Source organism: Photorhabdus sp. CRCIA-P01, from assembly GCF_003545805.1.
In the GTDB taxonomy this organism is placed as follows: Bacteria; Pseudomonadota; Gammaproteobacteria; order Enterobacterales; family Enterobacteriaceae; genus Photorhabdus; species Photorhabdus antumapuensis.
Genome location: NZ_NMQR01000026.1, coordinates 1 through 25223 on the forward strand (window position 1 = coordinate 1; position 25223 = coordinate 25223).

The following is a 25223-nucleotide window of genomic DNA, read 5'->3' on the forward strand; positions in this document are numbered from 1 at the left end:
ACCGCCTTTCGCCGCGATATCCATTGCCCCTTTGGCCGCCAGTTTAGTGGCCTGAAAAAGAATACTGCCGTTTGAAAGGACGGTCAGCACACCACCACTGGTTAATTCCGTACTTTGTTGAGTATAGGTTTCTGTGATGCTGTCATCTTTTAAATAATCAGCGCGATCTTTGTAGAAGTGATCCCGGGCCGATTCGAAACGGATATCACCACCAGAGGTAATCGTGATATCACCCTCAGACAGTAGCGTTGAACCCACCGTGGTAATGGCTCCATTTGCAGCCATTGTCAGCTTTTTAGTCCCCCGGATTTCGGCGCCATGATTTCTATCATCTTTATATTCATCATAATGCTCAGGTCTGTCATCGTCATTGTAAGCAATCGCTGAGTAAAGCAGGGGCAGGAGGATGATATTCCTGCCAGAGGACAATAATGTGTTACCGTTTGCCTGTATCTGAACCGCCTTTCCGTCGATATCCGTACCGCTGATAACACTGATATTATTGCCTGCGGTTAATCGGCTGCTTAATTCTCCTGAACGTGATGAAGGGAATAATTTACTCAGTGAAGGCGATAATTCACGGGGCGTCAGATCAATATGTTTTGCCGAAGTTAAGTTGATGTCTTTTCCTGCGGAGAAACGAATACTCTTAGCCGATAAATTTCCACCGGCGTTAATCATAATAGAACTGTTTGCATCCAGCTTACCCACTTTAGATAACAGGTTATTAAAAAGTTCTTGCTCTTTAATGTTAGAGAGAATACTGCCAATGCGTTTATGTGATAATAGCACAATATTGTTATTATCAATAGTAATGTCATTATTTGCCGTCAAAGTAATATTATCACTTTTAGTTAAAAATACATCCCGAAAAATAATATTCTTACCTGCATTTAGCCATAAATCACCTGTTGCCTCAATGCTGCTGATTATTCGATTACCCTCGTGGTTGAAATAGCCGGCAGTCTCATTGCCTTGCAATTTTAAATCAGCATTACGGCTAATAACAGTAATGTTTTTTCCCTTGATTTTACTCTGCAATACATCAATATTATTAGCGGCGATCATGGATACATTACCCCCGGAAATAACTTTTCCTGTGTTTAATGTAACAGAGTCAGTTGCCAAAAGGGTGATGTCGTTATTCGCTTTAATAATATTATTGTTGCTGATTTTTCCTGAGTTTAATACCACATTTTCAGCAGATAACGTATCATAACCGCCTGCAACCGTTATTTGGGACATTTCGTTTATGTCATAGGGGAGTGGTGTGCGAATATTAATATTATCTTTAAAATCAGCGACAAGATTACCGGCAGCAACAACACTTGCGGGTGCAATAATATTGCTTTCATCCTCCCATGTTTTCACGTTTCCTGATCTGTCAAAGTCTGTCCTGATATAGACTTCACCACTGGAAGATACATTACCTTCAGTTTCCCTCTCAGTATATACAATGTAATTATTGAGCACGCCGGTTATTCTGCTTTCATTAATAAAGTTAATTCCTGTCAAGAAAATATCTTTACCGGCACTCATCTTACTGACAAAATTCAAGAGTTCATCACTGTTGATATACATATTCTTTCCCGATGTGATAACTCCAGGCTGCTGACTGTCAGAAATTCTGGTTTCAGTTCTGGCGTGATTTACATGAATTCCCCCATCTGTAATATTATCTCGACCAAAATCAACACGCCCAAACCATTTCTTAGGCAGTGGCGTTATTAATTCGGCTTCATGAATAACCGGGTTTCCAAAATCACAGGTTTCCGTTTCATGAACAATCCTGTTTTTATCTGTTGAATCAGGTATTAACTCCTTGTTTTTAACAATAAAAACATCACGCACATTATTAAGTTTTTGGGTCCTGACAACCAAATCCCCCTTCACGGTTTTTATCGTCGCAGATCTATTCTCGACTAATTGACCTTTATTTCCCTGAGCATCTTTCTGTATCCACATATTATCGTTGGCTTGTAGCAAGGCTTTATCACCGCTATTACGCACGGTATCACCCCATATCCGCATATTCCGATCTGCGGTTACACTGCCTTTATTATCCAGCGTGGTATTTTCCAGCGTCATATCCCGTCCCGCTTGCACTGTAATATTGGGTGCAATATGGGTTTCTTTGCCAACAATATTCAGGTCCGTTTTAGCCTTAATATTTCCCAGTTCAATTTTGCCATTAACATTTAAGGTAATATCACGCTGGTCACTGGTTAACTCTTTCAGATTAACGCCGATACCATCTTCTGTGGCAATCAAGCGGATTTTATTCGCATACATACCACCTAACGCTTTGGTATCAACGGCTAATTGAGGTTTAGTGCCTTCTCCAGCGACAGGTTTAACTGTGCCGTCTTTTAAGCTGATTCGGTTGGCGCCTTGCGTCAGGGACAGGTTATTGGCCTGAATTTTGCCATTCAGTTCAGTCGCCCGGCTGATAATATCGACATAATCCGTCGTCTTGCCCTCCAGCCCTTTACCGCCAATAGTAATCTGGCCTTTTTTAACCTCCAGTGCTTCCAACGCGCCCTGTTTATCAAATTGGGGTTTACCCGTGGTCAGTGTGGCACTGGCCGTATTAATAAAACCACAGCCATCACAGGTAATGCTATTAGGGTTGGCAATCATCACATTGGCTTTATTGCCGAAAATTTCCAATTGGCCTTGCAGGTTAGATTGTCCGCTGCCGGTCACTTCATTAATAATCAGTTCCGCCGGTTTTCCATGCAGGTTAGGGTTAGCGTTAAGTTGCCCGGCCAGTTGCGATTGAGCCGCTTGAGTGGCGTTATTGAGTACGGCGCCTGGAGTGGCGACATTGAACTTTTTATAGGTGTTGTGGGATATCCCCGCGTCATTCGGCGTGGCAATATTCACCACCGGGACATTGCCCTGATTTTGTACCTGCGTATGGTGATTGTCCGGTGTTATTCCCGCGGCAATCGCCGGGTGGAGTGGCTGAATTGCCGTCAGGTAAATTAAAAGATAATTCGTGCCTCTCGCCACGGAGTTGCTGCGTTTACTCATCGTACTTTCCCTTTTGTTTACTTTAAGTGTGACAAAGTCAGTGAGACTGACCAATAAGTGACCCGGTTCTGCGGTCAGGCTGCGGTGAGAAAATGGTCATCTTTCCACAGGAAATATTGATGATTTAATAGTTACATCATTAAACCATTCTAATGTGTAATTAATTGACTGTCAGAATGAATGGTATGAAATGTGATCAGAGATCGGTTTTTTAATCCTGATAATGGGGAATCTATTATATTAAATGCCGGAAAATCACGATAAGGGTGGAGATGTTGTTTCCTTGCGCCAGCCATGACTCTTTCAGTTTTTGCGTGAGGGTAATTGCTGGATGAGAATCATTGTGTCTGAAATTAGTGTAGAATGCCCGGCTACGGATTAGAATGTATGATCTATTTTATAGCATTCTATGCTATAAAATGTATTAAAATCAGTTTGTTATGATTGATTTCCATCATAACGTATTGATTGATATATAACACGACGCCTGTGAAGGCGACAACAGAGGTTGCTCAATGAGCGGTAAGACACAGAAATCTGAAAAGTTACAGAAAATTCTCGCGCGTTCCGGCCACGGTTCCCGCCGCGAAATAGAAGGTTATATTCAACAGGGGCGCGTCAGTGTTGACGGTAAAATTGCGACTTTAGGTGATCGCATTGAAGTTCAACTCGCCACGAAAATCCGTCTTGATGGTCGGATATTAAATATCAAAGAATCACAAAAAGCGGTTTGCCGTGTTCTGGCTTATTACAAACCGGAAGGTGAGCTTTGTACTCGTCATGATCCAGAAGGGCGGCCAACGGTTTTTGATCGTCTGCCTAAATTGCTAGGTTCCCGCTGGATAGCGGTTGGGCGTCTGGATGTGAATACCTGTGGTTTGCTGCTATTTACTACTGATGGTGAGCTGGCTAATCGTTTGATGCATCCAAGCTGTGAAGTTGAACGCGAATATGCTGTCCGTGTCTTTGGTGAAGTTGATGATGCTAAATTGAAACAACTGGCTAAGGGGATTCAACTGGAAGATGGTCCAGCCTCATTCCGCACTATCGCGTTTAAAGGCGGTGAGGGGATGAATCAATGGTATAACGTCACGCTGACAGAAGGACGTAATCGAGAGGTTCGTCGTCTTTGGGAAGCGGTTAGTGTACAGGTGAGCCGCCTTATTCGTGTGTGTTATGGGGATATTAGCTTGCCAAAAGGTTTACCACGCGGGGGATGGACAGAACTGGGTCTGGAGCAAATTAACTATTTGCGTCAATTAGTAGGTTTGAATGAAGAGACGGTTTCCAAAGTAGCTGTGGGACCTGATAAGCGTCGCCTTAAAGCTAACCAGATTCGCCGGGCAGTTAAACGCCATGCTCAAGTAGCATCGCGTCCATCGGCAGGAAAACGTCCGGGCAGTTCACGCCAGAATGCGGGGCGAACAACCGCATCAAAAGGCCGTTAAGTTTTTTGGGCCTCGTGTCATAACGGGGCCTTTTACCAATCGATCCCTTTTTGTGCCTTAATACCGGCGTCAAAGGCATGCTTTACCGGGCGCATCTCTGTCACGGTATCCGCTATTTCCAATAATTCACGATGACAACCGCGACCGGTGATAATAACGGATTGGTGCTCTGGTCGGTGTTTGAGCGCAGTAATAACTTCTTCCAGAGGAAGATAGCCATAACTTACCATATACGTCAGTTCATCCAGGACAACCAGATCTAAATCGGGATCGGATAACATCTCTAACGCATGGCGCCATACCTGATGGCAGGCTACGGTATCGGTTTCCCGGCTTTGAGTTTCCCAGGTAAAACCTGTCGCCATAACATGGAAATTTACCCCGTGCTGTTCCAACAGATTTTTCTCGCCATTCTCCCATTTACCTTTGATAAATTGGATCACACCGGCACGAAATCCATGACCTATCGTACGGGTCACTGTACCAAATGCAGCGGTGGTTTTGCCTTTACCATTGCCGGTAAAAACGATGAGAATACCCCGTTCTAACTGGGCGGCTTCAATACGGCAATCCACTTTTTCTTTTAGGCGTTGTTGCCTTTTTTGATGCTGGTTATCATTGATTGTCATTATTCGGCTGGTCCTGCTTTGCGTCCGAGTTGGGCATCAAAACTGATACCTGTTTTATGCAGACTATCGTTGCCCATAAGGTAAAGATACAGTGGCATAATATCTGCTGGTGTTTTCAGTTTAGCAGAATTTTCGTTAGGGAATGCGCAGGCGCGCATATTTGTGCGTGTACCGCCGGGATTAATACAATTAACGCGTAGAGAAGTGTGTTTATATTCTGCTGCTAAAACTTGCATCATGCCTTCGGTGGCAAATTTAGAGGCAGAATAGGCTCCCCAACCACAACGACCTTCGCGACCAACGCTCGAACTGGTAAAGATTAATGATCCGTCAGGCGACTTTAATAATAGTGGCAGCAATGCCTGAGTTAACATAAAGGTCGCATTGACATTGACTTGCATAACATCATGCCATAATTGCACTGGCTGCTCTGCCATCGGTGCGACAGTCCCCAGTAATCCGGCATTGTGCAATACACCATCCAGACGCGGGTAATGTTGCGCTAAATCGCCAGCGAATGCCTGGCACTCTTCGGCTGTGACGGTAAGCAGATCCATGGTGTGAATAGTTGCAGGAGCGCCACCTGCTTGTTCAATCTCATTTTTGACAGCTTCCAGTTTGTGTGTTGTCCTGCCAAGTAAGATAACTTGTGCGCCGTAACGGGCGTAAGTCAAAGCCGCTTCACGACCAATACCCTCTCCAGCGCCTGTCACCAAAATAATACGTTGTTGTAGGAGGTCATGTTTTGGTTGGTAATGTAACATTTGAAGATTTCCTGTTATTGACGGTGCGATTTACCGTCGGAGTCCGTTCGGGCTATCAAAACAGAAAGTTATATATTGAGTCAAATTTGCCAAGGTTGATTGCTCAGGAGTTGATATCCTCTGAAGAACGGGGTTTTACGGAGTACTTACCAAAATCCAAGGATGGCAAATTTAAAAGGCACACATGATGTATAATGTTGTATGTGCGCCATTGGCTTACACCGTAAAGGCATATATTATTGCTTCAAATGTACACCAATGGCGCATTGAGACGTGATATTTATTGAGACCCATATCTTCACTGAAGATTGTAAAGAGTTGTTAAGTGACGATGAATATCGTGAGTTTCAGCAATATCTTGCAGACAATCCCGTTGTAGGTGATGTTATCCAACATACTGGTGGCTTACGTAAAGTCAGATGGATATCTAGAGGTAAAGGTAAACGGCGGTGTACGCATGATTTATTACTATAAAGTAGATGTCTCACATATTAGGCTGTTGTTGATTTATAAAAAAGGCATTAAGGATGACCTTAGCGAATCAGAGAAGAAAGTCTTGAGAGCATTAAATGAGAGGTGGTAACAATGGATAGTAAATTATTTTCCAGACTAACTGAAAGTATGACACAGATGAACGAAATTATTAACGGCGAACGTGCTGCCTCTCGTGAAACTCACGTTGAAGCCGTGAAAGTAAAGAATATTCGTCAGGCAACCGGTTTAAGCCAGACGGGGTTTGCCAAATTAATATCTGTTAATGTTGGAACTTTGCGTAATTGGGAGCAAGGACGGCGTGAACCAACTGGACCAGCGAAAGCCTTGTTAAAGGCAATAGAGAAAGATCCAGTTCATGTTTTAAAGGCGTTATCTATGTAATTAGGACGCATAAAAATTTATAAGCCTCGTTTCCTCGAGGCTTTTTTTTACTTAAAATCTTCTTATTTCCGCTCAGGTGCGGTAGCTAATAAGGACCTTTTGAAATCTCATCAGATTGATGAAGCTAAACAACAGCAAGTAACTCTGTTACGACAAGCGTCTGAACTGATCCCCATTTCCCCATCTAATGGTGTAGAATTAACGGGTGAGACCGATATACTGGGCGTTTTTATTTGTACATAATTGCGTGCATATTTGTTTTAATTGAATGACAATCAATTATAATAAATTGTTTTTAAACAAGAAAATTTAAATGTATTTATTTTAGTTATTCAGGTTAAGAAGAAAAGGTGAATTTTGTGGAGTATTTATCTCTTTACGGGTTGTTTTTAGCCAAAGTAGTTACTCTGGTGTTAGCTGTTATTGCTCTGGCGATATTGGGTATTGGCATGGGAATGCGGAAATCCTCATTAAAAGGAGAATTGAAACTTACCGATCTTGGTGAGTCATATCGGGATAAGCAGCGTCAAATGCAGCGGGCGCGCATGACAGAAGCGGAAAGAAAAGTTTGGCGGAAAGAGTTTGATAAGCAACAAAAGCTCGAATCCAAGCAGAAGAAGAGTGACGCTAAGGCAGGTCATAAAGGGTTACAGAAACCTTGTCTTTATGTGCTGGATTTTAAAGGCAGTATGGATGCACATGAAGTCGATTCATTACGTGAAGAGATTAGCGCAATTCTGGCCGTGGCAGATGCAAAAGATGAAGTGTTGTTACGTCTGGAAAGTCCTGGAGGTATGGTGCATGGTTATGGACTGGCAGCTTCTCAGCTTGTCCGTTTGCGCCAGAAAGGCATTCGTTTGACTATCGTCGTAGATAAAGTTGCCGCCAGTGGGGGCTATATGATGGCCTGTGTTGCTGATCGTGTGGTTGCCGCACCTTTTGCCATTATTGGTTCCATTGGCGTGGTCGCTCAGATTCCGAACATTTATAAACTATTGAAGAAAAATGATATCGATGTGGAACTCCATACGGCTGGTGAATATAAACGTACATTGACTGTGTTGGGAGAAAATACAGAGCAGGGTCGGAAAAAATTTCAGGAAGATCTGAATCAGACTCACGAACTGTTTAAAACGTTTATTCATACGCATCGCCCATCACTTGATGTGGAAAGTGTGGCAACAGGTGAATACTGGTACGGTTCACAGGCGAAAGAGAATGGATTGATTGACGAAATTGGTGTCAGCGATGATCTGTTGATTGCTCAAATAGATAATTGTGAAGTTATTGGTGTCAGTTATACACGCCGTAAACGCATGGTAGAGCGTTTCACCGGCAGTGCAATGGAAAGTATTGATAAACTGTTATTACGCTGGTGGCAAAGAGGGGAGAAGCCTCTGCTTTAATTGAGTTCCGCTATTTTGAATCAATTATCTTGGCGTACCCCAAGGCGTTCTATTTCGACGTTCAGGGAGGGACGCCTTGATATATTGCTTGATTGTAATGTGCTAATTAAACAGAGCGACGCTTATTCTCACGTTTATTATCATGATGTTATTCCCTTGAAAAACCAGATATTTTGGCCCTGTTAAAATATTACAGGTGTTACATAATTTGCTTTACATCCCCCTTACTGCTTGTGATGGGCCGCAGGCTTTTCTATACCAATAGTTGATACTCTGGCTTTGCGTTTATGTGTTCTGTCTGGCTGATTTTTAAACAAATACAAGTCACTTTTGCACAACGTTATAGGCGTCTTTAAACGCACTATGAAAATCCCCGAAAAATGGCAACTTACAATAATATTCATAAGGAAATAAAGTATTATGGCTATTTCACAATACGATATTCATACCAGTCATGCTGTCATCTCTGTTGCTGATACGGGAGGTGATGGGTTACCGGTCCTCCTTATACACGGTAATTCAAGTTGTAAAGACGTTTTTCGCCATCAAATTAACTGTTTTGGCGACGAATACCGGATTCTAGCTATTGATTTACCAGGACATGGTGCTTCGTCGAATGCAGTGGATCCACGCCGGACCTATTCGATATCTGGCTATGCCCTCTGCATTATTGAAGTACTGGAAAAATTAGGCATCAATAAAGTTGCTGTTTTCGGATGGTCGCTGGGGGGACATATCGGTTTGGAGTTGATCCCGCGATTCCCAGGGATTGTTGGGATAATGATTTGTGGCACGCCGCCGGTTAGCCCAGGCGCGGAAAATGTCAGTCTTGGATTTAAACCAAGCCGGTTTATGGCAATATCGGGTAAGGCTTCGCTGACAGAAGAGGAGATTACGGATTATACCCTGGCGTTGTATGGAGAAAACGCACTTTGTGAACCATTTTTGAGAGCCGTAGTGGCGCGGACCGATGGTTTGGCCCGGCAGTATATGTCTGAATCGTCGGTTTCACCGGATGTTATGGATCAACGGTTGTTGGTTGAAACAAACCCAACGCCGCTAGCTATCGTTAATGGTGTAGAAGATTTATTTGTTAATATTGATTACATTAACGGGATAACCTATAAAAATCTCTGGACTGGTCAGGTGTATAACTTGCTCAACTTGGGGCATGGGCCATTCTGGGAAGCACCAGAGCTGTTTAATCCTTTGATGGCGGGTTTTTTTTCTGATCTCACCTTGGAAGCGTAATTAATACGTCAGGGGTGCTTTATATACCCGGCAGATATATTTTTATATCTTTTTCATATATCTGCCTATTCATTGTTCAATAAATTTTTGTTATTAATTTTCGAGATAATATTGTTTCGGCAGGATATGCATCAGGTGTTTGAACATATTGAAAATAGCCGTACTTTTTACTGTGGGTAAACCATTTCCCCTTAGAAAAAATTCACCATTAAGACTAATACATCTCCTTTTTGTTCTTATACATGCCGTGAATAAAATCTTCATGTTGGCGGATAATATGGCTGGCTTTTTTTAGTGTTTGTTTACCTTTAATCGGTGTTGTTCCGTTTTGTCTCCCTCTGTCCTTATCAAAAATAATTTGTTGCGCATCATTTTTTATCAGGTAAAGTGTGAACTTTTCATCATGTGAATGGAAGATTTTGTTTACGGTAAGCACTTCATTCATTTGCATAGATCATGGGCGGTATCTAAAATACCTTAGATAATTCAATATGTTTCGAGTTTGGGAAAATCAACTGAATAAAAATAAGTTGATATATTGAGAATCTATCGCAATATAAAAAGAGGTTTTAAATACCGTGATATGGCGTGGCGAATTCCACCATCTGAAAAGATAATTAGGTAAAGATAACTATGGGTAAAGCTCTTGTAATAGTGGAGTCCCCGGCAAAGGCCAAAACAATCAACAAATATTTGGGGAGTGACTACGTGGTGAAATCCAGCGTTGGTCATATCCGTGATTTGCCGACCAGTGGCTCAGCCAGCCAAAAGAGTTCGAGCTCATCTACCGATAAGTCTAAGAAGAAGGTTAAAAAAGATGAGAAAGCTGTATTAGTCAACCGTATGGGGGTTGATCCATACCATGGTTGGGAAGCGAATTATCAGATTTTGCCGGGCAAAGAGAAGGTCGTGGCAGAGCTGAAATCACTGGCTGAAAAAGTTGATCATGTTTATCTCGCAACGGATCTTGACCGCGAGGGAGAAGCCATTGCATGGCACTTGCGGGAAGTGATTGGGGGTGATGGTGATCGTTTTAGCCGGGTTGTTTTTAATGAAATCACTAAAAATGCCATCAAACAGGCATTTGATAATCCGGGTGAATTAAATACTCACCGGATAAATGCTCAACAAGCTCGCCGTTTTATGGATCGAGTCGTGGGTTATATGGTTTCTCCGCTACTGTGGAAAAAGGTCGCCAGAGGGCTTTCCGCCGGTCGTGTTCAATCGGTGGCGGTACGTCTTGTGGTAGAAAGAGAGCGTGAAATTAAAGCGTTTGTACCAGTGGAATATTGGCAATTACATGCTGATTTGCTGGCGAAAGGCGAAATTTCACTGCATATGGAAGTGACCCATCAGCAGGGTAAGCCGTTTAAGCCGATTACTAGTGAACAAACTCAAGCCGCCGTCTCTTTACTGGAAAAAGCCCGTTACAAAGTGATTGATCGTGAAGATCGTCCTACATCCAGTAAACCGAGTGCGCCGTTTATCACATCCACATTGCAACAGGCAGCCAGCACGCGTTTAAGCTTTGGTGTTAAAAAGACCATGATGATGGCCCAGCGTTTGTATGAGGCTGGGCATATTACCTATATGCGTACTGACTCAACCAACCTGAGTCAGGATGCGCTGGATATGGTTCGTGGTTATATCGGTGATAATTTTGGTGATAAATACCTGCCGAAAACAGCGAATACTTACAGCAGTAGAGAGAATTCACAGGAAGCGCACGAAGCGATTCGTCCTTCCAGCGTTGATGTCGTGGCAGAACAACTGAAAGATATGGATGCGGATGCACAGAAGCTGTATCAGCTTATCTGGCGTCAGTTTGTGGCTTGTCAGATGACACCGGCACAATATGATTCCACAACATTGACGGTACAGGCGGGTGATTTCGAATTGCGGGCCAAAGGCCGTACATTGCGTTTCGATGGCTGGACAAAAGTGATGCCTGCATTGCGCAAGGGCGATGAAGACCACACTTTGCCTGTTGTTGACATTGGCACTGAACTTGACTTGCAACAACTGCTCCCAAGCCAGCACTTTACCAAACCGCCAGCACGTTACAGCGAGGCGTCTTTGGTTAGGGAACTGGAAAAACGCAGTATTGGTCGTCCGTCTACCTATGCTTCCATTATTTCCACGATTCAGGATCGTGGTTATGTTCGGGTGGAGAGCCGTCGTTTCTATTCAGAGAAAATGGGGGAAATTGTAACTGATCGGCTGGAAGAGAATTTCAACGAGCTGATGAGTTATGATTTTACCGCGCGAATGGAAGATCAGCTTGATCAGGTTGCAAGTAACAAAGTCGAATGGAAAGGGGTTTTGGATGAGTTTTTCACGGATTTTAGTGAGCAACTAGACGTCGCCAATAAAGAGCCAGAAGATGGTGGTATGCGGCCTAATCCGATGGTCATTACCTCTATTGAGTGTCCGACATGTCAGCGCTCCATGGGCATTCGAACGGCAACCACCGGCGTTTTCCTGGGTTGCTCTGGTTATGCGTTATCACCCAAAGAGCGTTGTAAGCAGACGATAAATCTTATTCCTGAAAATGAAATTCTTAATGTCTTGGAAGGGGATGAGGCGGAAACAAACGCATTGCGTGCCCGTCGTCGCTGTAAAAAATGTGGTACAGCGATGGACAGTTATCTTATTGATAGCCAACGTAAATTACATGTTTGTGGTAATAACCCTGCTTGTGATGGTTACGAAGTGGAAGAGGGTGAATTTCGCATTAAGGGATATGACGGTCCTGTTATCGAATGTGATAAATGTGGCGCTGAAATGCACCTGAAAATGGGGCGTTTCGGTAAATACATGGGCTGTACTGATGAAACTTGTAAAAATACCCGCAAAATCTTGCGTAGTGGGGACGTCGCGCCGCCAAAAGAAGATCCGGTTCCGCTACCAGAGCTTCCTTGTGAAAAATCTGATGCCTATTTTGTATTGCGTGATGGTGCGGCCGGTGTATTTTTAGCAGCAAATACTTTCCCTAAATCCAGAGAAACCAGAGCGCCGTTGGTAGAAGAGTTAGCGTGTTTTAAAGAGCGTTTGCCGGAGAAATTACGCTATCTGGCTGATGCGCCCGTGGCGGATGCTGAAGGCAATAAAACAGTTATCCGTTTTAGCCGTAAGACTAAACAGCAATATGCTTCTTCAGAGAAAAATGGCAAGGCAACGGGGTGGAGTGCGTTTTATGTTGATGGAAAATGGGTTGAGAAAGATAAAAAGTAACAATTTCTGATAGAATCAACACTCTCTTTTTCTCAGGAAAGGGATTATTTTCTTCTATTAAGCCAACCTTATAGGTTGGCTTTTTTCGCCTATCGGCATTATCTTAAAATATATGAATTAGAATCCCGCTAAACATTCATTATGAATTTTTAATTATTCGTTATATAAATATATAATCGTGTTATAGTGGTTATATGCGGCAACAATATTATTTCTATTCGTTATAATAAATAGCAAACAGCAATATCAGTCTAGGTTTCTAAGTCATAATTGTTCACAGCGTTTATTTTGGGATGGTGTTTATATGAAATTGCAACAGCTTCGTTACATCGTGGAGGTGGTAAACCACAACCTTAATGTTTCATCTACGGCAGAAGGACTGTATACATCTCAACCAGGGATCAGTAAGCAGGTTAGAATGCTTGAAGATGAATTAGGCATTCAGATTTTTTCCCGTAGTGGTAAACACCTGACGCATGTTACTCCCGCAGGTGAAGAGGTTGTCCGAATTTCTCGTGAAGTGTTATCTAAGATTGATGCAATACGGTCAGTTGCTAGTGAACATACTTATCCGAATCGTGGTTCGCTATATATTGCTACTACCCATACACAGGCCCGTTATGCATTACCTCCTGTGATTAAAGGCTTTATTGAACGTTATCCGCAGGTCTCTTTACACATGCATCAGGGGTCGCCAACGCAAATTGCCGAAGCTGTGAGTAAAGGTAGTGCTGATTTTGCTATTGCAACTGAGGCACTGCATTTATATGAAGATTTGATAATGTTGCCTTGTTACCATTGGAACAGGACGCTGGTGGTGACATCGGATCACCCGTTGGCAGGTAAAGAGAGTGTTTCAATTGAAGAATTGGCTGAATATCAACTGGTCACTTATACATTCGGTTTCACCGGTCGTTCTGAGTTAGATGTCGCATTTGATAAAGTGGGCTTAAAGCCTAAAATTGTTTTTACCGCGACGGATGCTGATGTCATTAAAACTTATGTCCGGTTAGGATTAGGTGTGGGGGTTATTGCCAACATGGCGGTTGATCCGGTGCAGGATCAAGACCTTGTTTGCATTGATATGCGTGATAAATTTAGCTACAGCACAACTAAGATTGGTTTTCGTCGCAGTAGTTTCTTGCGTAGCTACATGTATGATTTTATGTGGCGTTTCGCGCCTCATCTAACGCGTGATGTTATTGATCAGGCAGTTGCTTTACGCTCAAATGAAGATATCGAAGTCATGTTCAAAGATATCAAATTACCTATCGTATAATAAAATAATTAGGGAGCTAATGATTGCTATTGGCTCCCTACTTTTGTTTATCAGATGGATTCAAACTCACCACTGAAGAAATCATCAGAATCTTCTATTGATGTTTTTCTTTGTTTGTTGATGAAATTATCAAAACTGGCTTTAATCTCTGGATGTTCGAGCGCCTCATAGTCTAAAACCGATATTAAGGATGAATACTCAAAATCAATATTGATATTTTCATTAGAAGCACAGCTTGATAAAAAGTTTGAATTAGTGCTATCAAAATTAACTCGATAGAGTTTTAGTTTCGGAATATATATCGTCTTCTCCCCTACAATCAAAGTATCGATAGCAATCGTCAGTGTCACAGTAGAATAAAAACCTTTATTTTTCCGTATGCCTAAACGAATCGTTTCCCCTTGCTTGGTAAGAAAGTTAGCGAAATCTGGCAGCATATCTGTATTTTCGAATACAACCACATTCATAATGAAATTAAGGAAACTTTTTGAGATGCTTAAACCGTTTAACGAATCAGTGTAGCTTTTTGATTCAACTTTACTCGTACCCATTAAAGGTAATTTGTTAACGACTTTAGTCCAAAAGTCCATATCTGTTTTATATTGCTCGCCATACTTTTCCGCGTATTTATTGACATAATTGGTTGCGATGGAGGAAAGTGCAATTAATGTTTGACTTAAGCTATTAGTTTTCTCTATAACATCTGGTTTATCAGATAATTGTTTGGTTATAATGAACTGAACTAAACCATCCTTTTCATTATATTTATTAGTATTTTCTATATTAAAATAAGCGTCGTCGATGTGAAAGAACGTATTAGCTTCATTGATTTTTGCGATATGTTCCTGATTATTCGTAATTGCGTTTTTTATATCCATTATTTTGCCCTTGTTTTTTTATTGATAATTTGAATCCAATTGAATTGTTAGCGGGTTAATTCTAGCTGATTATCATTCGATTGTTTACCCGGCTAAATTATCAAAATTTGTTACTGAAATTCTGATAGATACACTGAATTGACCTATTGTGCGGTAATAAGAAACAAATATTTGCTTATATGTTATGTTTAATTTGTGCCATTATCATTAAGGTGGTTTTGAGTTATGCCAGTATAAGAAGAAGGAGGAGTTATGTCGTTTGATTTGAAAAAAGTTTGTGTTTCAACACTTTCCGCTGCAAGTAAACAATATGATTATTACAGCTTACCACTGGTTGCGAAACATTTGGGTGATATTTCCCGTTTGCCCAAATCAATGAAAGTTCTTCTGGAAAATCTTCTTCGCAATATTGATGGCAATTCTGTTGTTGATGATGATTTGAAAGCAATTGTTGATTGGCAAAATACCGGCCATGCAGACAGAGAAATTGCTTACCGGCCAGCACGTGTATTAATGCAGGATTTCACCGGGGTGCCTGCCGTTGTTGATTTAGCGGCCATGAGAAAAGCGGTTCAGCGCCTTGGTGGTGATGTTGAACAAGTTAATCCACTATCACCCGTTGATTTGGTTATTGACCATTCAGTCATGGTGGATAAATTCGGCACGCAAAAAGCCTTTGAACAAAATGTTCAATTAGAAATGGAACGTAACTATGAGCGTTATCTCTTTCTGCGTTGGGGGCAAAAAGCCTTTAACCGTTTTCGTGTTGTCCCGCCAGGAACCGGAATTTGCCATCAGGTAAACCTGGAATACCTGGGTAAAACGGTTTGGCATGAAATGCATAACGGACGGGAGCTGGCTTATCCTGATACCTTGGTTGGTACCGATTCTCATACCACCATGATCAATGGTCTCGGTGTTCTGGGATGGGGTGTCGGTGGTATTGAAGCTGAAGCGGCGATGTTAGGGCAACCTGTTTCCATGCTTATTCCTGATGTGGTGGGTTTTAAACTTACCGGCAAGTTACGCGAAGGGATTACTGCAACAGACCTTGTACTGACAGTGACTCAAATGCTGCGTAAACATGGCGTGGTCGGGAAATTTGTTGAATTTTATGGAGATGGATTAGCTGATTTGCCGTTGGCGGACAGGGCAACCATTGCCAATATGTCACCGGAATATGGTGCAACTTGCGGTTTCTTCCCGGTGGATGATATTACCCTAAGCTATATGCGATTGACAGGGCGTACAGAACAGCAGATTGAGCTGGTGGAAGCCTATTGTAAGATCCAAGGATTATGGCGAAATTCCGGTGATGAACCGGTATTTACCCGTAGTCTTGAGCTGGACATGTCGACGGTGGAAGCGAGCCTCGCCGGGCCGAAACGTCCACAAGACAGAGTGGCTTTAGCGCGAGTACCTCAGGTGTTTCAGTCAGCCATTGATCTGGAAATGAATAAATCCCAGGGGAAAGCCGCCTCAGCGTCAGTTAATCAGGATAACCAGAAGTATGAGTTAGAAGAGGGGGCTGTCGTCATTGCGGCGATTACTTCTTGTACCAACACATCTAATCCCAGTGTGCTGATGGCCGCAGGGTTGTTGGCGAAAAAGGCGATTGAGAAGGGGCTTAAACGCCAACCTTGGGTGAAAACCTCATTGGCGCCCGGTTCGAAAGTAGTAACAAATTACCTTGAATTGGCGGGTTTGATGCCGTATCTGGAGAAACTGGGCTTCAATCTGGTTGGTTACGGTTGCACAACTTGCATTGGTAACTCTGGGCCACTGCCTGAATCTATTGAAACTGCGATTAAGCAAGCTGATCTTACCGTTGGTGCAGTCCTTTCTGGCAACCGCAACTTTGAAGGTCGTATCCATCCTCTGATAAAAACTAACTGGCTAGCGTCGCCGCCGTTAATTGTGGCGTATGCTTTATCTGGCAGCATGAAAAAGGATTTGACTAAAGATCCTCTTGGTCAAGATCAACAAGGCAATGATATCTATTTGAAGGATATATGGCCTGATAGCAAAGAAATTGCTGAAGCTGTCGATCAAATTAAGGCTGATATGTTTCACAAAGAGTATGCGGAAGTCTTTGATGGTGATGAAACATGGCGGTCGCTGGACGTTGCGAGTTCTGCAACTTATCACTTCCAGCCTGATTCTACTTATATTCGCCACCCGCCATTCTTTAATGAGATGACCGTAGAGCCAGAAGCAATAACGGATATTCATGGCGCGAATATATTGGCTATTCTTGGGGATTCTGTAACAACAGACCATATTTCTCCGGCAGGGAATATCAAAGCTGACAGTCCGGCAGGGCGTTATCTCCAGGAACATGGTGTTGAACCTAAGGATTTTAACTCCTACGGCTCAAGGCGCGGCAATCATGAGGTCATGATGCGCGGAACGTTTGCCAATATCCGTATCCGTAATGAGATGATTTCTGGTGTAGAAGGCGGATATACCCGCCATATTCCATCACGGACGCAATTAGCGATTTATGATGCGGCTATGCGTTATCAGGAAGAGAAAACACCATTGGCTATCATTGCGGGCAAAGAATATGGTTCTGGTTCGAGCCGCGACTGGGCTGCGAAGGGTACTCGATTATTGGGAGTCCGGGTGGTGATTGCGGAATCATTTGAGCGTATTCACCGTTCGAACTTGATTGGTATGGGGGTATTGCCATTGGAATTTCCTCAGGGCGTAAATCGTAAGACGTTAAATCTGCGAGGGGATGAGACAATTGATATTGAAGGGATGAATAACCTCAAGCCGGGACGGATTGTACCGGTGAAAGTGACTTATCCCGATGGGCGTAAGGAAATCATTAATGCTCAGTGTCGTATTGATACCAGAACTGAACTGGATTATTTCCACCACGGCGGTATTTTGCATTACGTTATTCGCCACATGTTGAAATAATTTTTATACCCGTTATCTTTCAAGTTGTCTCTTTGTTGGCTGCACTCGCTCACCCCGGTCACATAGTTCGCTATGCTCCCGGGGATTCTCTCCCTCGCACTGGGCAAGGGTTTACGGCGGTTTTTGCTAATTTTGCTCAGATAACAAATGACCCATTTTTCTGGCTTTGGTATCCAAATAATAAGCATTTTTAGGATTCCGGCCGGTAATTAATGGAACACGTTCTACAATATAAATACCTGCTTCGGTCATGATTTCCACTTTTTTGGGATTATTTGTCAGCAGACGAATAGCTTGAACACCGAGTAATTTATACATATCTGCACATAAGGTGAAATCACGCTCATCGGCGGCAAAACCTAATTGATGGTTAGCTTCTACAGTATCGATACCGTTATCCTGTAACGCGTAAGCACGAATTTTATTGATTAAGCCAATATTACGGCCTTCTTGCCGATGGTAAAGTAATACACCTCGCCCTTCTTTAGCAATCTGAGCAAGGGCGGCTTCAAGTTGAAAACCGCAATCACAACGTAGACTAAACAGGGCGTCACCGGTCAGACATTCTGAATGGATCCTGGAAAGGACAGGTTCATTGCCAGAAATAGTACCGTATATTAATGCGACATGATCTCGACCTGTGGCGGTTTCTTCAAAGCCGACCATTAAGAAATCACCCCAAGGAGTGGGTAACTTGGCCTCAGCGACGCGTTTTAATTGCATTTTATTGTTCATATGTTGATTCAGACTCGTTACAAGACATAGATGTGAAAAACAATACCGGTCTGGGAAATCAGTGGACACTGCGTAAAAGATTTTCTCTGATTATAATGCGGCTATATTTTGCCATATTTACTGCAAATTATCTGTCAAAAACTTTGAAATAATCATGTATAAATGGCAGTGATAACACTAACATGTTAACGCTGAACAGGTTTTTAAAATGTGTATAAAATAATCCGGTGCCAGATATGAATCAATTTACCAAACAAGATTTGGCGGTATAATTGCTTCTTATTTACACTTAATCGATGGGAAGATATCGTAAAAAAGCTGAAAGACGCATTTATCATGATAAATTGCTTCCTTTATCCAGACTGGAAATGCTAATTTAATGAGCCGTTATCCAGCATAATGTCCAAGCAACAATAGATAACAGGAAAAAATGTGAAATATTTTCTGATTTTATTACTGGTATTGGTGATCTTTGTCATCTCAATGACTCTTGGATCAAATAACAATCAGATCGTTACATTTAACTATCTGATTGCTAAGGGGAATTATTCTGTATCTACACTTTTGGCTGTATTGTTTGCTAGCGGTTTCGTGTTAGGTTGGGTTATCTGTGGATTATTTTATCTTCGTGCTCGTTTGTCATTAGGCAGAGCTGAACGCAAGATTAAGCGACTTGAAGCGCAACTGGAGCAACCTGCTGAACCTTCGGTTACTCATTCATCGCTTGCACTTAGCAAGGAATAAACTCCTATGTTAGAGCTGTTGTTTCTGTTGCTTCCTGTGGCCGCTGCTTATGGCTGGTATATGGGGCGCAGAAGTGCTCAACAGGATAAGCAACAAAATGCTGATCGCTTATCACGGGAATATGTTGCCGGGGTTAACTTTCTCCTTTCTAACCAGCAAGATAAAGCCGTGGATCTGTTTCTTGAAATGCTTAAAGAGGACAGTTCTGCTTTTGAAGCGCATTTGACTTTGGGGAATCTATTCCGTTCCAGGGGAGAAGTAGAACGGGCTATCCGTATTCATCAATCTCTTATGGAAAGCGCTTCTCTGACATTTGATCAGCGTTTGCTTGCCACGCAACAATTGGGCCGCGATTATATGTCCGCGGGTTTGTATGATCGTGCTGAAAATATGTTTGCTCAATTGGTGAATGAAAAAGACTTTCGGCAAAATGCGTTTCAATCATTGCTGACTATTTATCAATCAACCAGTGATTGGAAAAAAGCCATTGATATCGCAGAGAAACTGGTCAAATCTGGCAAACATGATTTACGGGAAAAGATTGCGCATTTTTATTGTGAACTCGCTTTACAGGAGATGAGCGGTGATGATCTTGACGAGGCTATCGGTTATCTCAATAAAGCGGTTCAGGCAGATAAAAACTGCGCCAGAGTTTCTATCATGTTGGGGCGCCTGTTTATGGCCCGGCAAGAGTACAACAAAGCGGCGGATGCTTTAAAATCTGTTCTTGATCAGGATAAACAGTTGGTGAGTGAGGTGTTGCCTATTCTCCAGGAGTGTTACCAGCATTTGAATCAGATGGATGAATGGGAAGATTTCCTGAGACGTTGTGTCGAGGAGGATTGTGGGGCAGCGGCCGAACTTTTGCTGGCTGATATTGTCGAGCAGCAAGAAGGGCATGAAGTTGCGCAAATTTACATCAACCATCGATTAGAGCGTCATCCGACCATGCGTCTGTTTTATCGCCTGATGGATTACCATTTGGCTGAGGCAGAAGAGGGGCGGGCGAAAGAAAGCATTATCTTGCTACGGGACATGGTTGGTGAACAAATTCGTACCAAACCTAATTATCGCTGCCATAAGTGCGGCTTTACTTCTCATTCACTTTATTGGCACTGCCCATCATGCCGTTCGTGGGATTCAATTAAACCGATCCGTGGATTAGATGGTCAGTGACAGTGTCACCATAATATTGCTTTGTTAGTTAAAAAGGTTAAAAAATGACATCTCATACCTTAACATCGTTTGGTAGACAGATTAGCTCGCCTGTCATTGTTGCTTTAGATTACGACAACCAAGATGCGGCGCTGGCTTTTGCCGACAAAATTGATCCACGGGATTGCCGTCTGAAAGTAGGTAAAGAGATGTTTACCCTGCATGGTCCGCAGTGTGTTAAGTTGCTGCATCAACGGGGTTTTGAAGTATTTCTGGATTTGAAATTCCATGACATTCCCAATACCACCGCCAGAGCGGTAGCCGCTGCTGCTGAGATGGGGGTTTGGATGGTAAACGTACATGCTAGTGGTGGTGCCAGAATGATGACAGCGGCGAAAGAGGCGCTGCTACCTTATGGTCATGATGCTCCGTTGTTAATTGCTGTCACGGTATTAACCAGCATGGAACAATCGGATCTACAAGGCATTGGTATTGATATGACACCAGCGCAACAGGCTGAAAGGTTGGCAAAACTGACTCAGGCATGTGGGCTGGATGGTGTGGTTTGTTCCGCGCATGAAGTTCGGCAACTGAAAAAGGTTTGTGGTCGGAATTTTCAATTAGTGACTCCGGGAATTCGCCCGCCGGGCAGTGATGCGGGCGATCAGCGCCGTATCATGACGCCAGAACAGGCGGTATTGTCTGGTGTTGATTATATGGTTATTGGGCGTCCGATTACCCGTGCCGCCGATCCCGCGGCCGCATTGCGTCAAATTAATCAATCTATTGCGGGAGTGATTAATGCAAGATAATAATTCGCGGTTGGTCTATTCCACAGACAGAGGGCGTATTCAGGAAGAAGTGGTTAAACCTCGTCGTCCAAAAGGGGATGGCATTGTTCGTATTCAGCGTCAAACCAGTGGCCGTAAAGGAAAAGGGGTTTGCGTGATTACCGGGATTGATGCTGATGATCAGACACTAGTTGAGCTGGCGGCTGAATTGAAGAAAAAATGTGGCTGTGGTGGTTCAGTGAAAGAGGGTGAGATCGAAATTCAGGGCGATAAAAGAGATTTATTGAAACAGTTACTTGAAGCTAAAGGTATGACAGTTAAATTAGCGGGTGGTTGATAGAAGGGCGGATATTCGCCCTTCATTTATATCCTTCATCTTTCAAGCTGCTGCTTTGTTGGCTGCTTTCACTCACCCCAGCCACATCGTTATCCATGCTCCTGGGGATTCGTTCACTTGCCGCCGCCGCTGCAACTCGAAATCTATTAGGTATATTTCATTCCTGAGTCTAATTATTGGTAGCGTTTTAATATATTTATTAATAATATTCCTAAGCGTTTCAATTAAAAAACAATTCACAATAAAGAGGCAAGGTGGATTATTATAAATATTCTATTGGAATAATTTGTTGATATTATTTTTAAGAGGAAAAAATAACTTTCAATTTTTTAATTGAAATAATAAACAAGAAATGGTAGTAGGAAATTTAATATTATTTCTTCATTTCTCTGATAAGATCATTATTTAAGGTTGTTCTCATGTATAAATGAGCAGTTTTGATGATAAAGGCGATGAGTATCATAATTACTTTTTAAATCATAGAGATAATAATTTAAATCCATTTTTTTAGTAAAGAGGTTGACTGTGGAGAATGATCGTTCTACCATGAAAAACATGGAAGGTGAGCAAGCGCCCAACATCAGGGAAAACATGTTGGATGTTGTTGAGGAATTGATTTACACAAGGGGGATTGCAGCGACAGGTATCGATCTGATAACGCGCACGACAGGTTCTTCACGTAAGACGATTTATCGTTATTTCGGTACGAAAGAGGGGTTGGTTGAAGAAGTTCTTCGTCGGCGAGATGAGCGCTGGATGCGGTGGTTTACCTCGTCATTAGCCGAATATAAAACACCTAAAGAGAAATTATTGAATATTTTTCTGGTATTACAAAGATGGTTCGCAAGTGATGATTTTAGAGGATGTGCATTTATCAATACATCCGGTGAACGCCCTAATCCTGATGATCCTGTAAGAGTCATTGCTAAGGAACATAAAGAGAAAATTTTTACTTACGTGCTTTCTATTTGTGAAGAAATATCGCCAGATTCATCGGTGGATTTAGCCAGAAGATTTTTGATTCTGATAGAAGGCGCTATTACAACGGCTCATGTAATGAATGATGGAAATTATGCTTTAGAAGCAATGAATATTGCTAAGGCATTGCTGAATAAATACGATGTGAGTTAATGGAAAATTTAATTATAATTAATTAGGAGACAATATGTCTGATACAAAAGAAATTCGCCAGCCGGTACCGCCATTTACCCGCGAAACCGCTATTCAAAAAGTCCGTTTAGCGGAAGATGGATGGAATAGCCGTGACCCTGAAAAGGTTTCGTTTGCCTATTCATTGGATACCCATTGGCGTAATCGTGCTGAATTCGTGCATAGCCGTAAAGAGGCTCAGGGTTTATTAACCAGAAAATGGGCGAAAGAGCATGAATATCGCTTAATTAAAGAACTTTGGGCGTTTACTGATAATAGGATAGCGGTTCGTTACGCTTATGAATGGCATGACGATTCCGGTAACTGGTTTCGCTCGTATGGTAATGAGAATTGGGAGTTTAACGAAGATGGCTTGATGTATAACCGTTATGCCTGCATTAATGATCTGCCGATAAAAGAATCTGAACGCAAATTTCATTGGCCTTTAGGCCGCCGTCCTGATGATCATCCTGGATTATCTGAATTGGGATTGTAATTTAATCGCAGTATAAAGCTGTAGGTTTGGCTGCCACTTTTTTTGGTGACGGCCGGGAAGCTGCCAATGTGCGGTACTCCCTGCCGTCGGATTCTGATTAACGGAAGAATCCAGAAGATTCGTCCCCTGAATTTATCGTTTGAGGCAGGACAGATTTCGGTTAATGCAGTTCGTGACCTGATGAAGTTCGTCAGTGGGAATATCATCAGTTACATTCCGTGCAGTATGAGCGAAGTTGGCGGCGACATCCGCTACTTCATCAATGATGTTGTTCATTCTGGTCGGCGTGATGCCCGCATCTTTGGCAACCTTAAGCAACATGGTGCGGGTGATATCCGTTCCGTGGCCGGTCACCGAGGTTTGATGCTGTCCGCCGGGGCCGTCCGCGAAGGTCAGATCATAGGCGGGGGAAACTACCCACTCATTGCTTTCATTCAAAATGAAGGAGAAGTTCTTCACATGATCATCACGATTATGCATCAACACGTTGAACACCATACGCCGGGCCTGGATTTCTCGCTCAATAACAGAGCGTGTGATGGAGCCAGTCGCCCGTAGGATATCTATGTAATCCATACAGGGTAATCGGAAGTCGGCATGTAGGGCACCGGCCATACTCAGTACTGGCACTCGCATTCCATTCTCACGATCAAACCGCCGGACACCAAAGGCCGCGAGTTCTCCTTCAAGGCGGAAATAGTGACTTGTGGGGAAATCAATGTCCGCCATTCTGGCGGTACAGGCATACGCTTCTTCAAGGGCACAGACCCAAGGATTTTCCTCTGCTGCGGGGAATTTGACCAACCAAGGCTCACTCCCTGAGAACGCAGTCGTTTTCATCTGTCCGGTGGATGGATTATATTCTACCTGTGCTTTTGGTCTGGCTCCGTGAGGCGAGCCACCAAGCAGGAAAAGTTCACGCAGTGCCTCCGAGTCCTGACCAGTTACTTCCTGACGGATTTGCTTGGCCAGCCCGGTCAAGTTCAGAATACTATATTTGTCTTCCTGGTCGTCTGGTAAAGGCAGGGCAGGTTGGTAAGTCAGAGCTCCCATCGTGTTATCGCTGAGCAATGCCAGGCGTTCCAGAACGGAAATCCGACCAGGATCGACATGATTACGGCGAAGGAACCGGTCCATAAGCAGCCGTCCCCACCCATCTGGCAGGGAATCTGCGATGAAGCCGGGGAGCCAGTCCTGAAAGTATTCAAAATTCGCGTAAGTATCAGTGGAAAGCGGTAGTCGCAAAGGCGAGAATTCGATGCCGCTATCAAGAGCTTTGTGGGTGTACTCGAATAAATAGCGGCCATGCCCGGTACTTTCGGCCAGATGACCCAATATCCACTGTTCCCCATGACCGTTGTAGATCACTTGTAGTTGGTCCAGTGATCGGTACTGAAAGTTTCTCGTCGTCATTTTTTTAAGTCTCCTGATTGATGAGCGCGGCCATTGCCGGAGGGTTTCCGAGACGAATGTTGGGTTCGCCGGGCGCGCTGGCGAACCGGCGCTTTCATGGCTTCGAGTTGAGCAATGCTGGCCGGTTGTAGCATAAACAGGGACTTAATTTCGTTCTCCAGCCGCAGAGCAAAGGCGACCTTCATGAAATTTTCAAGCGTGCCCCGCCCGCTGCTTTCAAGTTTTTTGAGCGCCGAGACGGAAATACCGCTCCTGCGTGCCAGCTCTGTCTGGAGCATGTTACGGCGTAGCCGATGTTCCCGGAGGCGATGCCCAAGTTCTGCCAGCAACTCCGATTCGGTATAAATAATTAGAGCCACAAACACATCTCCTAAGTTTAAATTTGGTAGCTAAGAGACTTTATTATACCTCTTATTTTACCAAAACCTGATATGAAAGGAGAAAACTTTAAGAGCTTTATATAAATCTCATAAAGGTATTTAAGATACTTTGGAGTTTTATATGAGACCTTTATAAAATAAATGCTAGTGAATTCATTACTTATAATAAGTTATCTACATCAAGGCGACCAAGAACGGCTACCGGGAGAGGATCTGATATTATATACCCGTTATCTTTCAAGCTGCCTCTTTGTTGGCTGCACTCACTCACCCCGGTCACATAGTTCTCTATGC

Annotated in this window: 20 protein-coding genes and 2 pseudogenes; 14 read left to right on the forward strand and 8 right to left on the reverse strand. The window is 43.0% G+C overall.

The features are described from left to right. Positions 1-3036: two-partner secretion domain-containing protein (locus tag D3222_RS15310; protein WP_118986925.1), on the reverse strand; the 3036-nt coding region annotated here is incomplete at its 3' end. A gap of 515 nt (positions 3037-3551) precedes the next feature. Here D3222_RS15310 and rluB point away from each other — a divergent pair. Continuing rightward, positions 3552-4484 carry a 23S rRNA pseudouridine(2605) synthase RluB gene (rluB, locus tag D3222_RS15315; protein WP_118986926.1) on the forward strand — a complete coding sequence of 311 codons (933 nt, stop codon included), beginning with the start codon at positions 3552-3554 and terminating at the stop codon, positions 4482-4484. Positions 4485-4516: 32 nt separating this feature from the next. On the opposite strand, the gene cobO is transcribed toward rluB, so the two are convergent. Beyond that, positions 4517-5113, reverse strand: coding sequence for a cob(I)yrinic acid a,c-diamide adenosyltransferase (gene cobO / locus D3222_RS15320; protein WP_369973525.1), 597 nt, complete (start codon positions 5111-5113; stop codon positions 4517-4519). Further along, positions 5113-5877 carry a YciK family oxidoreductase gene (locus D3222_RS15325; RefSeq protein WP_118986927.1) on the reverse strand — a complete coding sequence of 255 codons (765 nt, stop codon included), beginning with the start codon at positions 5875-5877 and terminating at the stop codon, positions 5113-5115. The genes cobO and D3222_RS15325 overlap by 1 nt, the downstream gene beginning before the upstream one ends. 273 nt (positions 5878-6150) lie before the next feature. On the opposite strand from D3222_RS15325, the pseudogene D3222_RS15335 reads away from it, so the two are divergent. From D3222_RS15335 to D3222_RS15350, 4 genes and pseudogenes are all read left to right on the forward strand, one after another. Further along, a pseudogene (locus tag D3222_RS15335) lies at positions 6151-6460 on the forward strand (type II toxin-antitoxin system RelE/ParE family toxin). 2 nt (positions 6461-6462) lie between these two features. Beyond that, on the forward strand, positions 6463-6753 hold the full coding sequence (gene nadS, locus D3222_RS15340; RefSeq protein ID WP_036777552.1) for a NadS family protein: 291 nt from the start codon (positions 6463-6465) through the stop codon (positions 6751-6753). A 359-nt stretch (positions 6754-7112) separates the two neighbouring features. Next, positions 7113-8159: a protease SohB gene (sohB, locus tag D3222_RS15345; RefSeq protein WP_118986929.1), complete on the forward strand. Its 1047-nt coding sequence runs from the start codon at positions 7113-7115 to the stop codon at positions 8157-8159. Positions 8160-8579: 420 nt separating this feature from the next. Further along, positions 8580-9410, forward strand: a complete 831-nt coding sequence (locus D3222_RS15350) for an alpha/beta fold hydrolase (protein WP_118986930.1) — start codon at positions 8580-8582, stop codon at positions 9408-9410. A 93-nt stretch (positions 9411-9503) separates the two neighbouring features. Here the strand turns inward: D3222_RS15350 and D3222_RS25100 are convergent. Continuing rightward, positions 9504-9861, reverse strand: a pseudogene (locus tag D3222_RS25100) (DUF2498 family protein). 182 nt (positions 9862-10043) lie between these two features. On the opposite strand from D3222_RS25100, the gene topA reads away from it, so the two are divergent. Beyond that, complete coding sequence (topA, locus tag D3222_RS15360) at positions 10044-12644, forward strand: type I DNA topoisomerase (RefSeq protein WP_118986931.1); 2601 nt, start codon at positions 10044-10046, stop codon at positions 12642-12644. A 304-nt stretch (positions 12645-12948) separates the two neighbouring features. After that, positions 12949-13923, forward strand: coding sequence for an HTH-type transcriptional regulator CysB (gene cysB / locus D3222_RS15365; protein ID WP_118986932.1), 975 nt, complete (start codon positions 12949-12951; stop codon positions 13921-13923). 50 nt (positions 13924-13973) lie between these two features. On the opposite strand, the gene D3222_RS15370 is transcribed toward cysB, so the two are convergent. Beyond that, positions 13974-14801, reverse strand: coding sequence for a hypothetical protein (locus D3222_RS15370; protein WP_118986933.1), 828 nt, complete (start codon positions 14799-14801; stop codon positions 13974-13976). Between the two features lie 252 nt (positions 14802-15053). Here D3222_RS15370 and acnA point away from each other — a divergent pair, with 252 nt between their 5' ends. Beyond that, on the forward strand, positions 15054-17729 hold the full coding sequence (acnA, locus tag D3222_RS15375; RefSeq protein ID WP_118986934.1) for an aconitate hydratase AcnA: 2676 nt from the start codon (positions 15054-15056) through the stop codon (positions 17727-17729). A gap of 126 nt (positions 17730-17855) precedes the next feature. Here acnA and ribA read toward each other — a convergent pair whose 3' ends face one another. Continuing rightward, complete coding sequence (gene ribA / locus D3222_RS15380) at positions 17856-18464, reverse strand: GTP cyclohydrolase II (protein ID WP_198672829.1); 609 nt, start codon at positions 18462-18464, stop codon at positions 17856-17858. A gap of 432 nt (positions 18465-18896) precedes the next feature. Here ribA and D3222_RS15385 point away from each other — a divergent pair, with 432 nt between their 5' ends. The 6 genes from D3222_RS15385 (at position 18897) to D3222_RS15410 (ending at position 23136) form a co-directional block, all read left to right on the forward strand. Then, entirely contained in the window at positions 18897-19208 is a 312-nt protein-coding gene (locus tag D3222_RS15385) for a LapA family protein (RefSeq protein WP_118986935.1), read from the forward strand. A gap of 6 nt (positions 19209-19214) precedes the next feature. Continuing rightward, on the forward strand, positions 19215-20384 hold the full coding sequence (lapB, locus tag D3222_RS15390; protein ID WP_118986936.1) for a lipopolysaccharide assembly protein LapB: 1170 nt from the start codon (positions 19215-19217) through the stop codon (positions 20382-20384). Between the two features lie 44 nt (positions 20385-20428). Next, positions 20429-21175, forward strand: coding sequence for an orotidine-5'-phosphate decarboxylase (gene pyrF, locus D3222_RS15395; protein ID WP_118986937.1), 747 nt, complete (start codon positions 20429-20431; stop codon positions 21173-21175). Then, complete coding sequence (gene yciH / locus D3222_RS15400) at positions 21165-21491, forward strand: stress response translation initiation inhibitor YciH (RefSeq protein ID WP_118986938.1); 327 nt, start codon at positions 21165-21167, stop codon at positions 21489-21491. The genes pyrF and yciH overlap by 11 nt, the downstream gene beginning before the upstream one ends. A gap of 525 nt (positions 21492-22016) precedes the next feature. After that, complete coding sequence (locus D3222_RS15405; protein WP_118986939.1) at positions 22017-22622, forward strand: TetR/AcrR family transcriptional regulator; 606 nt, start codon at positions 22017-22019, stop codon at positions 22620-22622. Positions 22623-22656: 34 nt separating this feature from the next. Further along, a complete protein-coding gene (locus tag D3222_RS15410; RefSeq protein WP_118986940.1) occupies positions 22657-23136 on the forward strand; it encodes a nuclear transport factor 2 family protein in 480 nt (159 codons plus the stop codon). Positions 23137-23268: 132 nt separating this feature from the next. Here D3222_RS15410 and D3222_RS15415 read toward each other — a convergent pair whose 3' ends face one another. Further along, positions 23269-24549, reverse strand: a complete 1281-nt coding sequence (locus D3222_RS15415) for a type II toxin-antitoxin system HipA family toxin (protein ID WP_118986941.1) — start codon at positions 24547-24549, stop codon at positions 23269-23271. Further along, positions 24546-24908 carry a helix-turn-helix domain-containing protein gene (locus tag D3222_RS15420; RefSeq protein ID WP_118986942.1) on the reverse strand — a complete coding sequence of 121 codons (363 nt, stop codon included), beginning with the start codon at positions 24906-24908 and terminating at the stop codon, positions 24546-24548. Before D3222_RS15420 ends, D3222_RS15415 begins: the two co-directional genes overlap by 4 nt. Between the last annotated feature and the right edge of the window lie 315 nt (positions 24909-25223).

Coding starts and splice junctions, on each gene's coding strand:
- rluB (WP_118986926.1), top strand. CDS start 3,552: ATGAGCGGTAAGACACAGAAATCTGAAAAGTTACAGAAAATTCTCGCG.
- cobO (WP_369973525.1), bottom strand. CDS start 5,113: ATGACAATCAATGATAACCAGCATCAAAAAAGGCAACAACGCCTAAAA.
- D3222_RS15325 (WP_118986927.1), bottom strand. CDS start 5,877: ATGTTACATTACCAACCAAAACATGACCTCCTACAACAACGTATTATT.
- nadS (WP_036777552.1), top strand. CDS start 6,463: ATGGATAGTAAATTATTTTCCAGACTAACTGAAAGTATGACACAGATG.
- D3222_RS15350 (WP_118986930.1), top strand. CDS start 8,580: ATGGCTATTTCACAATACGATATTCATACCAGTCATGCTGTCATCTCT.
- topA (WP_118986931.1), top strand. CDS start 10,044: ATGGGTAAAGCTCTTGTAATAGTGGAGTCCCCGGCAAAGGCCAAAACA.
- cysB (WP_118986932.1), top strand. CDS start 12,949: ATGAAATTGCAACAGCTTCGTTACATCGTGGAGGTGGTAAACCACAAC.
- D3222_RS15370 (WP_118986933.1), bottom strand. CDS start 14,801: ATGGATATAAAAAACGCAATTACGAATAATCAGGAACATATCGCAAAA.
- acnA (WP_118986934.1), top strand. CDS start 15,054: ATGTCGTTTGATTTGAAAAAAGTTTGTGTTTCAACACTTTCCGCTGCA.
- ribA (WP_198672829.1), bottom strand. CDS start 18,464: ATGAACAATAAAATGCAATTAAAACGCGTCGCTGAGGCCAAGTTACCC.
- lapB (WP_118986936.1), top strand. CDS start 19,215: ATGTTAGAGCTGTTGTTTCTGTTGCTTCCTGTGGCCGCTGCTTATGGC.
- pyrF (WP_118986937.1), top strand. CDS start 20,429: ATGACATCTCATACCTTAACATCGTTTGGTAGACAGATTAGCTCGCCT.
- yciH (WP_118986938.1), top strand. CDS start 21,165: ATGCAAGATAATAATTCGCGGTTGGTCTATTCCACAGACAGAGGGCGT.
- D3222_RS15410 (WP_118986940.1), top strand. CDS start 22,657: ATGTCTGATACAAAAGAAATTCGCCAGCCGGTACCGCCATTTACCCGC.
- D3222_RS15415 (WP_118986941.1), bottom strand. CDS start 24,549: ATGACGACGAGAAACTTTCAGTACCGATCACTGGACCAACTACAAGTG.